At 49.7% G+C, this 14,211-nt stretch carries 17 protein-coding genes and 1 tRNA gene; 10 read left to right on the top strand and 8 right to left on the bottom strand.

What is annotated here, in order from left to right; translation table 11 throughout:
- Nucleotides 1-94 precede the first annotated feature (94 nt).
- Nucleotides 95-1,966, top strand: a complete 1,872-nt coding sequence (ilvD, locus tag NHAL_RS15900; RefSeq protein WP_013034170.1) for a dihydroxy-acid dehydratase — start codon at nucleotides 95-97, stop codon at nucleotides 1,964-1,966.
- Nucleotides 1,967-2,206: 240 nt separating this feature from the next.
- Here the strand turns inward: ilvD and NHAL_RS15895 are convergent, their stop codons facing one another.
- Together NHAL_RS15895 and NHAL_RS15890 are read right to left on the bottom strand one after the other, a co-directional pair.
- A complete protein-coding gene (locus tag NHAL_RS15895) occupies nucleotides 2,207-2,866 on the bottom strand; it encodes a TIGR04211 family SH3 domain-containing protein (RefSeq protein WP_238985522.1) in 660 nt (219 codons plus the stop codon).
- 25 nt (nucleotides 2,867-2,891) lie between these two features.
- The gene (locus NHAL_RS15890) at nucleotides 2,892-3,476 is read right to left on the bottom strand and encodes a c-type cytochrome (protein WP_013034168.1); all 585 of its coding nucleotides are present in this window, start codon (nucleotides 3,474-3,476) and stop codon (nucleotides 2,892-2,894) included.
- A gap of 133 nt (nucleotides 3,477-3,609) precedes the next feature.
- Here NHAL_RS15890 and NHAL_RS15885 point away from each other — a divergent pair.
- The 5 genes from NHAL_RS15885 (at nucleotide 3,610) to NHAL_RS22280 (ending at nucleotide 9,037) form a co-directional block, all read left to right on the top strand.
- Nucleotides 3,610-3,686 (top strand) — tRNA-Arg (locus NHAL_RS15885).
- A gap of 266 nt (nucleotides 3,687-3,952) precedes the next feature.
- The gene (locus NHAL_RS15880; protein ID WP_013034167.1) at nucleotides 3,953-5,350 is read left to right on the top strand and encodes a TIGR03013 family XrtA/PEP-CTERM system glycosyltransferase; all 1,398 of its coding nucleotides are present in this window, start codon (nucleotides 3,953-3,955) and stop codon (nucleotides 5,348-5,350) included.
- A gap of 22 nt (nucleotides 5,351-5,372) precedes the next feature.
- A complete protein-coding gene (gene prsK, locus NHAL_RS15875) occupies nucleotides 5,373-7,451 on the top strand; it encodes an XrtA/PEP-CTERM system histidine kinase PrsK (protein WP_013034166.1) in 2,079 nt (692 codons plus the stop codon).
- On the top strand, nucleotides 7,448-8,803 hold the full coding sequence (gene prsR, locus NHAL_RS15870; RefSeq protein WP_013034165.1) for a PEP-CTERM-box response regulator transcription factor: 1,356 nt from the start codon (nucleotides 7,448-7,450) through the stop codon (nucleotides 8,801-8,803). The genes prsK and prsR overlap by 4 nt, the downstream gene beginning before the upstream one ends.
- Nucleotides 8,804-8,911: 108 nt before the next feature.
- Nucleotides 8,912-9,037, top strand: coding sequence for a hypothetical protein (locus NHAL_RS22280; protein ID WP_013034164.1), 126 nt, complete (start codon nucleotides 8,912-8,914; stop codon nucleotides 9,035-9,037).
- A 7-nt stretch (nucleotides 9,038-9,044) separates the two neighbouring features.
- Here NHAL_RS22280 and NHAL_RS15865 read toward each other — a convergent pair whose 3' ends face one another.
- Nucleotides 9,045-9,461 (bottom strand): type II toxin-antitoxin system VapC family toxin, encoded by a 417-nt coding sequence (locus NHAL_RS15865; RefSeq protein ID WP_013034163.1) that lies wholly within the window; start codon nucleotides 9,459-9,461, stop codon nucleotides 9,045-9,047.
- On the bottom strand, nucleotides 9,461-9,694 hold the full coding sequence (locus tag NHAL_RS15860; protein WP_013034162.1) for an antitoxin: 234 nt from the start codon (nucleotides 9,692-9,694) through the stop codon (nucleotides 9,461-9,463). Before NHAL_RS15860 ends, NHAL_RS15865 begins: the two co-directional genes overlap by 1 nt.
- A 198-nt stretch (nucleotides 9,695-9,892) precedes the next feature.
- On the opposite strand from NHAL_RS15860, the gene NHAL_RS15855 reads away from it, so the two are divergent.
- Both NHAL_RS15855 and NHAL_RS22355 read left to right on the top strand, forming a co-directional pair.
- Nucleotides 9,893-10,294 (top strand): hypothetical protein, encoded by a 402-nt coding sequence (locus tag NHAL_RS15855; RefSeq protein ID WP_013034161.1) that lies wholly within the window; start codon nucleotides 9,893-9,895, stop codon nucleotides 10,292-10,294.
- A gap of 130 nt (nucleotides 10,295-10,424) precedes the next feature.
- Nucleotides 10,425-10,625 (top strand): DUF433 domain-containing protein, encoded by a 201-nt coding sequence (locus NHAL_RS22355; protein WP_338040047.1) that lies wholly within the window; start codon nucleotides 10,425-10,427, stop codon nucleotides 10,623-10,625.
- Here the strand turns inward: NHAL_RS22355 and NHAL_RS15850 are convergent.
- Complete coding sequence (locus tag NHAL_RS15850; protein WP_013034160.1) at nucleotides 10,622-10,900, bottom strand: type II toxin-antitoxin system RelE/ParE family toxin; 279 nt, start codon at nucleotides 10,898-10,900, stop codon at nucleotides 10,622-10,624. The two genes, NHAL_RS22355 and NHAL_RS15850, sit on opposite strands and share 4 nt — an antisense overlap.
- Nucleotides 10,900-11,109, bottom strand: coding sequence for a TA system antitoxin ParD family protein (locus NHAL_RS15845; protein ID WP_013034159.1), 210 nt, complete (start codon nucleotides 11,107-11,109; stop codon nucleotides 10,900-10,902). The genes NHAL_RS15850 and NHAL_RS15845 overlap by 1 nt, the downstream gene beginning before the upstream one ends.
- Before the next feature lie 232 nt (nucleotides 11,110-11,341).
- Here NHAL_RS15845 and NHAL_RS22350 point away from each other — a divergent pair, with 232 nt between their 5' ends.
- Together NHAL_RS22350 and NHAL_RS22345 are read left to right on the top strand one after the other, a co-directional pair.
- A complete protein-coding gene (locus tag NHAL_RS22350; RefSeq protein WP_013034158.1) occupies nucleotides 11,342-11,482 on the top strand; it encodes a hypothetical protein in 141 nt (46 codons plus the stop codon).
- Nucleotides 11,466-11,624, top strand: coding sequence for a hypothetical protein (locus tag NHAL_RS22345; protein ID WP_013034157.1), 159 nt, complete (start codon nucleotides 11,466-11,468; stop codon nucleotides 11,622-11,624). Before NHAL_RS22350 ends, NHAL_RS22345 begins: the two co-directional genes overlap by 17 nt.
- 560 nt (nucleotides 11,625-12,184) lie before the next feature.
- Here NHAL_RS22345 and NHAL_RS15835 read toward each other — a convergent pair.
- Nucleotides 12,185-13,069 carry a PEP-CTERM/exosortase system-associated acyltransferase gene (locus NHAL_RS15835; RefSeq protein WP_013034156.1) on the bottom strand — a complete coding sequence of 295 codons (885 nt, stop codon included), beginning with the start codon at nucleotides 13,067-13,069 and terminating at the stop codon, nucleotides 12,185-12,187.
- Between the two features lie 333 nt (nucleotides 13,070-13,402).
- Nucleotides 13,403-14,152, bottom strand: a complete 750-nt coding sequence (locus NHAL_RS15830; RefSeq protein WP_013034155.1) for a PEP-CTERM/exosortase system-associated acyltransferase — start codon at nucleotides 14,150-14,152, stop codon at nucleotides 13,403-13,405.
- Between the last annotated feature and the right edge of the window lie 59 nt (nucleotides 14,153-14,211).

Below are 14,211 nucleotides of genomic sequence, written 5' to 3'. Positions count from 1 at the left end.
TTAAGTTTCTGATTTTTTCGTGCCTTTGTGGTGATTTCATGAATTATCCGGGTTAAGCTATGGATTAAACTGATCTTTGCTATTGGAGATATTTATGCCCCCTTATCGCTCCCGAACGACAACCCACGGCCGCAATATGGCTGGCGCCCGGGCTTTGTGGCGGGCTACCGGCATGAAAGAGAACGATTTTGGTAAGCCTATTATCGCGATTGCCAACTCTTTCACTCAGTTCGTGCCCGGCCATGTTCACCTCAAGGATCTCGGCCAGTTGGTGGCCCGAGAGATAGAGAAGGCAGGTGGGGTGGCCAAGGAGTTCCACACCATTGCCGTGGATGATGGAATTGCCATGGGCCACAGTGGGATGCTCTATTCCTTGCCTTCCCGGGAAATCATTGCCGATTCTGTCGAGTACATGGTCAATGCCCATTGTGCCGATGCGTTGGTCTGCATCTCCAATTGCGACAAGATTACTCCTGGCATGTTGATGGCCGCCTTACGTTTGAACATTCCGGTGGTCTTTGTCTCGGGGGGGCCTATGGAAGCGGGGAAGGCAAAAATCCATGGCAAGAACTTAAGCCTGGATCTGGTGGATGCCATGGTGGCGGCAGCCGACCCCAGTGAAAGCGAGGCTGATGTGATGGCCTATGAACGCTCGGCCTGCCCTACTTGTGGTTCCTGCTCCGGGATGTTTACTGCCAATTCCATGAATTGTCTGACCGAGGCCCTGGGATTGGCGTTGCCGGGTAACGGTTCCTTATTAGCGACCCACGCCGATCGGAAAGAGTTGTTCTTAGAAGCGGGTCGTTTGATTGTGGCACTGGCGAAACGCTATTACGAGCAGGACGATGAAACCGCTTTACCTCGCTCAATTGCCACCTTGGAGGCTTTTGAGAATGCCATGAGCTTGGATATTGCCATGGGCGGATCTACCAACACCGTACTTCATTTACTGGCGGCTGCCCAGGAAGGAGCGGTGGATTTCACCATGGTTGATATTGATCGCCTGTCCCGCAAAGTGCCCAATTTATGTAAGGTGGCTCCAGCAACTCAGGAATACCATATGGAAGATGTTCACCGAGCGGGGGGAGTCATTGGTATCCTGGGAGAACTCGATCGGGCCGGGTTGCTCCAACGCCAGGTCGCCACTGTTCATAGCCCGACCTTGGGGGCAGCCCTTGACCAATGGGACGTCGTCCGTTCTGGCTATGAGGCCGCTCAGAATCGCTACCTTGCGGCCCCAGGCGGCATTCCTACTCAGATGGCTTTTAGCCAGGAGAGGCGCTGGGAGAGTCTTGATTTGGATCGGGCGCAAGGGTGTATTCGTGATATCGCCCATGCTTACAGCAAAGATGGGGGGTTGGCGGTTCTTTATGGCAATCTTGCTGAGGAAGGTTGTATCGTCAAGACCGCGGGGGTAGACCCAGCGATGCTGATGTTTTCCGGTCCGGTCCGGCTATTCGAGAGCCAGGAGGCTTCGGTGGAGGCTATTCTGGGTGACAACATCCAGCCGGGGGAGGTGGTCCTCATTCGCTACGAGGGTCCTAAGGGTGGCCCAGGCATGCAGGAGATGCTTTATCCTACTAGCTACCTGAAATCTAAAGGATTAGGCAAAGTCTGTGCACTCATCACGGACGGCCGCTTCTCGGGGGGGACTTCGGGGCTTTCCATTGGTCACGTTTCTCCTGAAGCGGCTGAAGGAGGTACTATCGGTCTGGTCGAGGAGGGCGATAGGATTGAGATCGACATTCCCCATCGACGTATTCATCTAGCGGTAAGCGAAGAGGAACTGGCGCGACGCCGAACGGTCATGGAGGCTAAGGCCCAACAGGCTTGGCAACCGGTCGACCGGAATCGTCCTGTTTCCCTGGCGCTCCAGGCCTATGCAGCACTCGCCACCTCGGCGGCAAAAGGGGCGGTACGTGACTTGGAACAGCTTAAACCTAATAAGGGCACCCTTTCAAAATGAATCGCCCCAAGTAGCGCGCGCTGTGCGCACGAAGAGGCTGTGGAGGGGCACAGCCTCCCAACAATACCAGGGTCAGCCTGGGACAATAATAGGGGCCTCGATGAAGCAGGAAACGCGCAGGGAGCAACCGGGCAAGAGCCCGGCCGGCGAAAGCACATAAGCCGATAATTGCGACCCGTAAGCAGCGAACTCCGAAAGACGCTCACTCAGGCAAGTTCCCTCCTAGAGGGAGGGGAGCAGCTATAAAAATGAATCACTCCAGGTAGAACGCCTTTTCCAGCGAATCTTGGGAATGACGAGCCCAATAAGCATACCAATCAGAATAACGCCTGCCCCAATCAAGAACCACTCGCGGGAAGTGCGATCTCTAAGGGCGACATTCTCCTGTTGCAATCCTTGAACAACACGCTCTAAGTTCATTAATTGATCCTTAAGGCGCTTATTCTCGCTGTCGATGGCCAGCGCGCTGGCTGCAGTCTGGCGAATATACTCCAATTCCTTACCCAGACGTTGATTATCTTCTAGGAGGGTTTGAGCTTTCTCCTGAGTGGTCTTTCTTTGTTGGGAAATTTTTTGGATTTCTTCCTTGAGTTGGGCGGTTTTTAACTCTAGGTTAGCGATCCGCTGCTTGGCTACATTCAGCTGTTCCTTGGCACTAGGGGTGCTCATCAAGTAGCGGCTCAAGACCCATCCTTCGACACCCTCTTCGGTCTGTATTCGAGAATAACCCTGGGGACTCGTCTCTAGCACTTTAACGGTAACGCCACTCTCCAGTGTTTGCAAAACCCGATGCTCAATCCCCTGCCCGCTACGTAACGTAACCTCGATGTGGTCGGTAATATAGCGGATCGTTTGGGCAGAAGCCGGGGTAAGCGCCAAGAGAGTGGTCACAAATAGCACAACTCTCAAGAGGCTTGCCCCTATCCTATTGGCGTACTTGGGAAATGAGATAGGCCACGGCAGCGGCGATGTCTTCATCGCTGAGATTGAAATTACCGCCCTTGGGCGGCATGGCCTTATAACCCTGAATGGCATGTTGGACCAGAACTTCTTCACCCTGGACGAGGCGGGGTCTCCAGTCCTCTGCATTGCCAATCACTGGAGCTCCCGGTACTTTGCCGGTATGGCAAGCGGCGCAGCTATTTTCGACTACCCTTTTGCCATGGATGAGTTGGGTGTCTTTTCCGCCGGCTGGGGGCGGCACTTCATCAGTGTCGGTGATTGGGGAACTATCCTCTTTATCGGGATCTGGCGTTTCCGAGGCCTCTTCCCTAGAACTCGCAGGAGCATCGGTTGCCTCGCTAGCTTCTTCTGGCATTCGGATGATGTTTACTTTTCCTACGGGTTCAATGCGCGTAGCTATGGCCTCCGGAGACATGGCCTCTTCGGTTTCCGTATTTTGTTCGGTGCATCCAGCCACTAGCATGGAAAAGGTCACTATCCCTATGCTAGCAATAGAAAGTAAGCGTTGGGAAAAAAAAGGATTTATGCTATGAATCAGTTTGCTCATGATTGTCCTGGCTAATCTTCGCTTGTTTGTGGGCGTGATTTGAATTGTATTAGTATACTTTAACAACTTAGCAAGATTTTTTAGTATAGGCATGGACGCCCATGCAAGAAGCAGGTATGCTTTTATAGCCTAAGCGCCCGTAGCTCAGCTGGATAGAGCGTTGGCCTCCGGAGCCAAAGGTCAGAGGTTCGAATCCTCTCGGGCGCGCCAAAGTTAATTGGGCGTAGGGGTTCTAACTGTCCCTGGTGCGTAGTTCCAGCGTGGCCTCCCTGCCTTGCGCTTGCGGCTCTTACCCCGCCGCTCGCCCTCTCAAGCCATCAAATACCGTTAATCGCCGTGAGACTTGCCCATTTCCCAGTGAATTAAATTTTCCTCTATGGGGTACAAAAAGAGAAGCTATCGCCGAGCCCCTATTTGACTTTAAGTGCGATAACCAAGAAGTAAATACGGTAAACCATATAGGGGGTACGATAAAAGTGGGCACTATTCGCCTCTTTAACCATTATATTAAACGCGCCTTTCTGGTTCTCGCTTTTTGGGAAGCGGCTATTTTGCTTTCCAGTATTTGGTTGGCTGCTTTTATTCGTTTTACGGGAGATCACCAGCTCGTTCAGGAAAACCTAGGACTTTTCTGGCCTAAGGCGGTGGTTTATGCGGCCGTAGTCGCAATGGCTCTCATTGCTGCTGGCCTTTATCGTCGTCGTCAGCGCTACGGGTTGTTGGGTATCTTCAATCGCTTGGTAGTGACAATGTTAGTGGCGGGGCCGGTGATGGCCGTCATTTTCTACCTGGTGCCCGAACTCTATTTGGGTCGAGGTATTCTCGTCCTCAGCATTATTATTTCTTTTTTGGCGCTGCTCCTTTCCAGAAGTTTTTTTCTTTACCTCATGGGATTGCAGGGTCTGCAACGGCGGTTGCTCATACTCGGTGCTGGAAAACGGGCCACCTCGGTAAGTACTCTCCGGCGCCGATCTGACCGGCTTGGTATTGATATTGTGGGCTATGTTCCCTTGCCCGATGAGGCCATTCAGATTCCCGAAGAGCGATTAGTGGAGGTGGACTCTTCTCTTCAAGAGTATGTGGCAGGTGAGGGTATTGATGAAATTGTGGTTGCCGCCGATGAGCGGCGAGGGCGGCTTCCTTCCGATGAGTTACTGAACTGCCGTATGGCAGGGGTAGAAATAACTGATGTACTTGATTTTTTTGAACAAACCACGGGTAAGCTTAAAATTGATGTCATGTATCCTAGTTGGCTCCTATTTTCCGTGGGTTTTCGTCGCCATTTCTTACGTCAGGTGGGTAAGCGGATCTTTGATGTCACCGTCAGTTTAGTATTGCTTGTTTTTTGCTCTCCCTTGATGTTGTTTGCCGTGGTTGCTATTTGGAGCGAAAGTGGTCGTCCGATACTTTATCGCCAGCGTCGAGTGGGAGCAAAAGGCAAACCTTTTTATATCTTTAAATTCCGGACCATGCGTCAGGATGCCGAAGCGGATGGAAAGGCCCGTTGGGCGGCAAGCGGTGATCCCCGTATTACCCGGGTTGGACGATGGTTGCGGCGTACTCGGATCGATGAGCTGCCACAAATTTTTAATATTCTTCAGGGCGATATGAGCTTTGTGGGGCCACGCCCTGAACGGCCGGAATTCGTGGAAACCTTAGCCGAGAAGCTTCCTTATTATGGTGAGCGCCACCGAGTCAAACCAGGGCTAACAGGTTGGGCACAGATTTGCTATCCCTACGGCAGCACCGAAAAAGATGCTTTTGAAAAGCTTCAGTATGACCTTTACTATGTTAAAAACTATAGTCTTTTTTTAGATCTGATGATCCTGCTGCAAACGGTGGAAGTGGTGGTGCTCGGGAAAGGAGCCCGTTGACCCTGTTGCTGATAAGCATGCTATGAATGATTTGGGGTTGGTTGGCTATGGCGTCGGTGCGGCCGCTTTTACAGCACTCCTCATTGTATTCGCTATCGGTTACCGCAGCCGTCCCATGGGAGGGTTGCTGCTATTTGCGGCAGCGGTCAATGCAGGTTGGCTGGCTGTCTCTGCCTATGCTTCATATGTTGATGATTTCCCGGCACTTTGGGTTCAGTTATTGGAGACCTTTCGGAATGGAGTCTGGTATGCTTTTCTTCTCCAGATATTAGGTTTCAATCTTAAGGCTCAAGGTCTGATTCGCAGACTGGGCCTGCTAATTTTTACCGTGGTGCTTTTGCAGGGAGGGCTGCTACTCGGATTTTCCTGGTTGGAAACAGTACTTGGCGCCAAACCAAGCCGGGAGATTATGCTGGCAGGACAAGTCCTGCTGGCGGTGATCGGCTTGATGTTGGTGGAACAGTTGCTGCGTTCCGTTCCTCAGGAAAAACGGTGGGCAATGAAGTACCTCTGCCTCGGCCTTGCCGGGCTGTTCGTTTATGATTTTTTCCTCTACGCCGATGCCTTGCTGTTGCAAATGATCAATCCCGGAGTTTGGTCTGCCCGGGGTTTGGTTAATGCCATGGTGGTTCCCTTCATTGCGGTTTCAGCAGCACGGAATCCCCAATGGTCGCCAAATGTCTATGTCTCTCGGCGGATGGTGTTTCATACCGCCACTTTTTTGGGGACAGGGCTGTATTTGTTGGCTATGGCAGGGGCGGGTTATTACCTGCGCTATTTTGGCGGTTCATGGGGAATTATGGCCCAGGCGGTCTTTCTGTTTGCGGCTGGCTTACTGCTCCTATCGCTGCTTTCCTCTGGCCAGCTAAAGGCTAAATTGCGGGTTTTTATCAGCAAGCATTTTTTTAATTATAAATATGACTACCGTGAAGAATGGCTGCATTTTATTAGTATGCTTTCGGAGGATTCCTCCATCCCTTTAAGAGAGCGGGTGGCCCGGGCTATGGCCCAGTTGGTGGAAAGTCCCGCGGGCGTACTGTGGCAACTAAAGGAAAAGCATTATGTGCCGACTTTTGCATGGAATCTCCTTTTTCCGGAGGGACTTGCAGAGCCGAAGCAGTCACCCTTTCTTCGCTTCCTGCAGGAACAAGAGTGGATTGTGGAAGAGGGAGTGGAAGGGGCGGCGGCTCATCCCATGGCGGTGCCAGAATGGTTTGGTCAGCTCAAAAACCCATGGCTTATTGTTCCTTTAGTCCACCGGGAATCATTGGTGGGTTTTCTCGTTCTAGCCCGCTCCCGGGTTGGGGTTACTTTGGACTGGGAAGATCGGGATTTGCTGCGTACCACCGGCCGGCAGGCGGCAAGCTACTTGGCCTATCAAGAGGCGGCCGAACAGCTGGTCCAGGCCCAGCAATTTGCGGCTTTCCATCGATTTTCCGCCTATGTGGTCCATGATCTGAAAAATCTCATCGCCCAGCTGTCCTTGTTAGTACGTAATGCGGTGCATCATAAGCATAACCCGGAATTTATCGATGATGCCGTACAAACTATTGATCATGCGGTCAAGCGTATGCAGCGGTTGATGGGGCAGCTCCGCAGCGCCGGGGAGAGTGAGCAGCGGGAGTGTTTTGATGTGGTGACATTGGCCCACGAATTAGCAAAGCGTTACGCTGCTCAGCAACCATTGCCAGAGGTGGAGAGAAAGGATCAAGGTTCCGTTAGGATATGGGCTAATCGAGAGCGGTTTGGTACTGTTTTAGGTCATTTGATCCAAAACGCCCAGGAAGCCACCCCTCCTGAGGGGCGTGTTGTTTTACGGGTAAGCAAAGAAAAGGGACTAGCCCGGATCGAGGTCGAGGACACTGGGCAGGGCATGGACCCTGCCTTTGTCCGGGAACGGTTATTTCGCCCTTTTGATAGTACCAAAGGGCTTACGGGAATGGGGATTGGGGCTTTTGAAGTGCGGGAGTACATTCAGGCGATAGGTGGAGACATTGAAGTCCAAAGCATGCCAGGGAAAGGCACTTGCTTCGTGCTGCGGATACCCCAGGGTGAAGCAGGGGGGGCTCAGATAGAGGAGGCGAAGGAGGCAGTTTCATGAGCGGCAAGAAAAAGAATCTGTTGATCGTGGAAGATGATCTTGGCTTGCAAAGCCAATTACGGTGGTCCTTTTGCGACTATGAAATCGGGACTGCCGAAGATCGCCAGGGAGCGATTGCTTTGGTGCGCCGTCATGAGCCCCCGGTAGTGACTTTGGATCTTGGCCTGCCCCCTGATCCCGGTGGAGTCAGCGAAGGCATGGCCCTTTTACGGGAGGTTTTGGCCTTAGCGCCCCACACCAAGGTTATCGTGATTACTGGGAATGATAGCCGGGAACATGCAGTACAGGCAGTGGGAGAAGGGGCCTACGATTTTTATTCCAAGCCTATCGACCCTGACATTCTCAAGCTAACCATTGATCGGGCTTATCGGCTCTATGAGCTAGAAATGGAAAACCGGCGCCTACGGCAGGCCACCCCTTCCCCTTTGGAAGGGGTGATTGCGGTCAGCCCGGAGATGAGAAAGGTGTGCCGGGCCGTTGAAAAAATTGCCCCTACGGACGTGACGACCCTTATCTTGGGTGAAAGTGGTACAGGAAAAGAGATCATTGCCCGGGCCTTACACCAGCTGAGCCGGCGCGACAATCAATCCTTCGTAGCTATTAACTGTGCCGCTATCCCAGAAAATCTTCTAGAGAGTGAACTTTTCGGCTATGAAAAAGGGGCCTTTACCGGGGCCGTGCGACAGACCCGGGGCAAAATCGAATATGCCAATAGGGGGACTTTGTTTCTAGATGAAATTGGGGATTTACCCCTCGGTCTCCAAGCCAAGCTATTACGTTTTCTGCAGGAACGGATAATCGAACGGGTGGGCGGCCGTGAAGAAATCCCCGTAGATGTACGGGTGGTCTGTGCGACCAACCAGGATCTGAAGGAGCTAATTCTCCAAGGCCGCTTCCGGGAAGATCTGTATTATCGAATCGCCGAAGTCACTATGACTCTGCCGCCTCTGCGGGAGCGCCCGGGTGATGCGGTGGTCATTGGGCGGGCGTTACTCGACCGTTTTGCCCAAGCCCACGGTAAAGCCGTTCGGGGTTTCTCTAATGACGCCATTAGAGCTATTGAGGCCTATGCGTGGCCGGGCAATGTCAGAGAACTGGAAAACTGCATAAAACGGGCGGTGGTCATGGCAGAGGAAAACCGTATCACTGTAGAAGATTTGGATCTCCCCGCTTCTTCGGAAAAGGAGGTTCTATCTCTAAACCTACGCCAAATACGGGAGCATACTGAGCGCGAGGCACTAACCCGCGCCGTTACGCTGGTAAATGGCAATCTATCCCGTGCCGCCGAACTGCTGGGGGTGACCCGCCCTACCTTATATGCCTTGCTCGACAAATATGAAATGCGAAATTGAGGATTTTTGAATTCCTTAAGTCTGTCCGATCCCTGAAGTCATGTTATGCTTTGAAGCGTATTATTTTATTGGCGTGCATTCGCGGCTAAAAGCCGAATCTAGATTGACATGACCCTGGCCCAGGAAGACATCGAATTTATTAAAGACCACCTGCGCGAGTGGCTGGGTGAACTGGAACTTACCCCGCCCTCAGCGCCGCTAGGCAAGGAACTGCTGGAGCAGATGGTGCGGTAATACCTCTTCACTTGGCCACTAGCCAGTTTTCCACTTTGAGATCAGGCACTCTAGAAAACTCTCCCATGTTACCGGTTACCAATACCAGTTCCAAGCAAAGGGCCTGCGCTGCAATTAGGTAATCATTGGCTCCAATCGGCGTGCCGACTTTTTCTAGCATTGCCCGCAAATCGCCATAGGACCTGTCTACCTCATTATCCAAGGGCAGTACATCGATTGCCGAGAGCAACGCATTAATCTTCTGAGAGAGGAGGGGTGAAGCTTTTTTCGCGGCACCATAGCGGAGTTCGCAAGCGACGATAATGCTGGTACAAATGGTATTTTCTCCCACTGTGGCAATCCGACTTGCGACCGTGCCAGAGGGTTTTTTGATGAGGCTGGACAGAATGTTGGTATCGAGTAGATAGCGATATTCGGCCATCATTAAAGATCAACAGGATCAGGATGCAAGTCTTTGATTTCCGGGAAGTCCTCTTCCAGCGGCTCCCATGTGGCGAGCAACGCCAGTAATGAGCGACGCTGGACCGGTTCGACGATTAGTCGATCACCTTCTTTACGGATAATGGCCTCATTTCCGGGCAGCTCGAATTCGCGGGGAATTCGTAGCGCCTGATTGCGGCCGTTTCTGAATAAACGGACATGGCGTTCTGCTTGCATGACAGCCTCTAGTTTGTGAAAATGGCATATGTTCAAGCATATGCTATTTCTAAAGATAGAGCAAATGGTTGATGGTTGCCAGAGATAAAGTGGGCATGTCCGATCCCTAAACTCATGTTATGCTTTTAAGTGCATTATTTTATGAGCGTTTATTGGCGTGCATTTGCGGCTAAAAGCCGAATCTAGGTTGAAATTGCCATGACCCTGGCCCAGGAAGACATCGAATTTATTAAAGACCACCTGCGCGAGTGGCTGGATGAATTGGAGCTTACCCCGCCCTCAGCGCCGCTGGGTAAGGAATTGCTGGAGCGGATGGTGCGGGTGGAGGAGGAACTCAAACACCAGCGAGAGCTTATTCAAACTGTGCTGGAGCAGATGGATAAGCGTTTTAAAGCCCAACAAGAGCAAATAGACAAGCGTTTCGAGCAGGTCGATAAGCGCTTTGAACAAGTCGATAAGCGTTTCGAGCAGGTCGACAGACGCCTGGAGGCACTGACCCGACGTATGGACCGTTTTATGATTTGGTCCTTTGGGCTTACGGTGACAGCAGTGGGGGTGGTGATCACGGTCCTGAAAATGTGGCCGCCGGCAGCATCTTAGCTTTTTTCGCTAGCCTGGGTTTTTACCACAAAGACACCAAGGTGAAGGGATCTCAATCAACTCAGAGAGATTGATGGAGCTGCTTGTTGCTTTTTTAATATCTTCAACTCCTTGATTTATTTGTGCCTTTGTGGTGAACTCACAAGAAACACGATATCTATGCCAATCCGAGAAATGCAAGGCAGGCTCTGGTGTTGAACATGTGCTGGGCATGCTGGCGGCGGGGGACGGCTCTGAGACCCTGTTAAAGAGGTATCCCTGGTTGGAACGAGAAGACATAGGGGGATGCCTGGCTTATGTCCACCCTGCGCAGTGCATTCTTGGGCCTTAATCATTCCGCCGCTTGAGGTCGTGGTAAAAGTTCTCATGGGGACCAAAGGTCAACAGTTTCAATTTATCCTTTTCGAGGATGCGGTAGGCCAGGAGACACAGCTGATTTGATAGATGGAATTTGTAGACTCTTATCCCGGCTAGATCACCGACTTTGACCTCCCCAACTTCCGGATTAGTGCTGACAGATCGGACCGCCTTGTCCAACTCAGCTTTCTGGGCCCGATGCAGCTTTTTTGCCGCCTGTGCGAAGGAGGGCGTGACAAGTAGGTGCATCAATTGAACTCATATTCGCCGACGGCCTCTTCCTTATCAGCGATCAGGATATTGTGAATCATATTAAATGGCAGATCTGGGTTCTCCTCGGCGATCTTCCCGATTTTTGCCCAATACTCGATTTGTTTGGGTACCGAGCGATGTTGAATTTTCGCGTAACGTTTGGCCTGATCGACCAAGGTTTCTGACAATTTCACGTTGATAGACATAGCCGCCTCCAGAGCAAAAGTTCATTTTGAACTGATAATTGTAGTCCATTAGGTTCCCAAAAGGAACCATGAGACTGGGTTGGCGGGTTGATTGAAGTGGCTAGAGAAAAGTGGGCATGTCTGATCCCTGAAATCATGTCAATGTTATGTGTTATGCTTTGAAGTGTATTGTTTTATGAGCGTTTATTGGCGTGCATTTGCGGCTAAAAGCCGAATCTAGGTTGAAATTGCCATGACCCTGGCCCAGGAAGACATCGAATTTATTAAAGACCACCTGCGCGAGTGGCTAGATGAACTCGAACTTACCCCGCCCTCAGCGCCGCTGGGCAAGGAACTGCTGGAGCGGATGGTGCGGGGTGGAGGAGGAACTTAAGCACCAGCGAGAGCTTATTCAAACTGTGCTGGAGCAGATGGATAAGCGTTTTGAACAGGTCGATAAACGCTTCGAGACCCTTCAGATGCACATGGATAAGCGCTTTGAAGCTCAACAAGAACAAATAGATAAACGCTTCTAGCAGGTCGATAAGCGCTTCGAGCAGGTCGACAGACGCCTGGAGGTACTGACTCGACGTATTGACCGTTTTATGATTTGGTCCTTTGGGCTTACGGTGACAGCGGTAGGGGTGGTGATCACGGTCCTAAAAATGTGGCCGCCGGCAGCATCTTAGTCCATATGTTCTTCTGTATGATCTTTGCTCGGTGCGCCACAGGAATTTCCCGTATTTCAGACTAGGAAGGGTGTCAATGCGTAACCTCGGTACCACCTTGATTACTGATAGCTCGTTGTCTAAAAACACATATGGGCGCCTCTAAAAATTCAAAAATTCGGAGGCTTTTTTATTGTAAGTGATTGATTTAATCATCATAAAAATTTTAAAAAAAGCAATTTTTAGAGGAACCCATTTACAAATTCCTGTGCTAACGCCAGAAGAGTTACTGGTGCTGTCTCTTTACGCTGAGCATTTTCTTTAAATTTTCTTGTGTTCTTTGTGCCTTTGTGGTGAGCTCATTAAAAATCCCAAAAACCATAATATCTTTTCAATGGATAGTTGCGCCATGCTTAATAAACCTTATCTCAAGCGGTAGCAATTTGAGATTGGGGCACAATAGTGAACTTTCTTGTCACTTTCGTAGATTCCTCAATGTAATTGCGTTTAGACTCCGGCCAAATCGTCCCATGATTGGTTAGAATATTCCAAGCATCAGGTTGGTTCTTATAGACCCTTCTTAAGAGCGTTTCAAGATTATCGATACAAGGTAGTCGGATACCGCGATGTTCGATTGCCGAACCAATCGGTGTCAAACGAATTGCAAAGCGTCTTAAAATTCTAAATAGAGCTGGCGAAGCCAAAGAATACCAGTGTGTAATTCCATGCTTATCGCTCAAATGCATTGCGGCGGCAACTAACTCTAGGGTGAGATGGGAGTACAATAGGCGATCCAGGCGAGAGTTGTTGGACTTTTCTTCTTCGGAGTGTCCAGCTTTTGTTGCGGATGCCATCTTCATAACTCGCTGTCTAATATTCTTAGATATTGCAAATCGAGAGATTTCTGCAGGTGAATGATGTGATGAAATTTGCATCTCTCTAGGAATATTAGTAAGCAATGTGCTGCAGCAGGGCTCCATGGGAAATCCATGTCTATGGCCAGAAGAATTCGGCCGAACTAATCGGACAGTGCCTACCGCTTCTCCCGTATCGCGATGACGGATAAGGGCATGGATAGAATATTGATCGTAGTGATCCATTTCCATTTTGTTTGGAAAACAGGAGGCATTTTCGAACGGATTTTCAAGGCAATAAACCTGATAGCGTAGATTAAAGGCCTGTTCAATAAGCTTTGTAGTGTCTGCTTCTAAAACTTCGAAGTATTTTTGAAAGAGTTCGTGGACACGAAGCGACTCGGATACATCATCAAATTTTGATTGATTTGCACTTGGGCAGTAATTAAGAAGTGACATTGGTTTCCTTCCCCTTGTTTATGTATAGCATGGAAACACCGGATCTAGCTGCTTATAGTTTGCAGGTGTGTAGAGATTGTTGATGTAGATTGCAGCTCTACTACTCTACAAATACCAGATATAAGCAAATATAATGCCATTCTTAATTAAAGCCAATTAAATTATAAAATTAGGAAACAAAATATAACTAATCTAAAGTTATATAGTCATGAAATATGTCCCTAAATACAGACATTACTTTTTTCATATAAATATTAGGTTTATGTATTATTTATGTATTAAAAGTAATTTCATTGTCTGCATATAGAGACGAATTTAATGGCAAAAACTGTCTTAAGGACAGTTTTTGCCATTGTGAGTAATTAATTCCCAAACATCAGGACGTTCTTTGCGTGCCATTTCCAAAAACTGATCAAGGTGTACATAACAAGGCTGACGCTTGCCGTGGTACTCTATGGCTGGTCCATACGGCATTAGATATAAACTGTATCTTGATAAAAGACGTAGGAAAGAGCGCTCTACCACGCAAAACCAATGTTGTATCCCATTTTCTGCACTCATCTTTACTGCCCCGGCGACTAACCCTAGCGTAATATGCGGTATAATCCGACGCTCATCTATGTAAGTTTCACGGTAATCGGAAGCGGCGCTCGGTGAAATAAATTCTCCAAAACGTTTCCTAAATTCTTTAGAAATCGCAAAGCGAGAAACTTCGGCAACTTTTGCCCGAGGAAACCGCTTATGATTAAGGAATAAGGGGATAGAGCTTATCTCATGGATAGGAAAACATTTTTCGACGTCTGTTCGGGGGAGGATTAGGCGAACGGTACCCGCAAAGCTACCTGTCCGCTGATGTCTGAGAAGGCTGTGGACTGAATATTTATCGAACTCATCATTCTCCAATCTATCCGGAAACTGCCAGGGATTTTCAAATCTAGTTTCTAAGCAGTAAACTTGATACCGTAAGTGGTATACGCTTTCAAGAAGTTTAGGTGTGTTTGCCGGGGTGACTTCAAAATAGTTCGAGAATACATCGACTAGCCTGCTCTCGGTTCTCGTGCTAACTGCGCAAGAAGATTGCATAATAAATCCTCCAACTCCCTTTCACTAGGAGGTTTCATTCAAATGGGCAATTTTCGGCG

The sequence above is a fragment of the Nitrosococcus halophilus Nc 4 genome, assembly GCF_000024725.1.
Lineage (GTDB): Bacteria > Pseudomonadota > Gammaproteobacteria > Nitrosococcales > Nitrosococcaceae > Nitrosococcus > Nitrosococcus halophilus.
The sequence above is the reverse complement of the archived record's forward strand: the minus strand, read 5'-3'. Positions and strand labels throughout refer to the sequence as shown.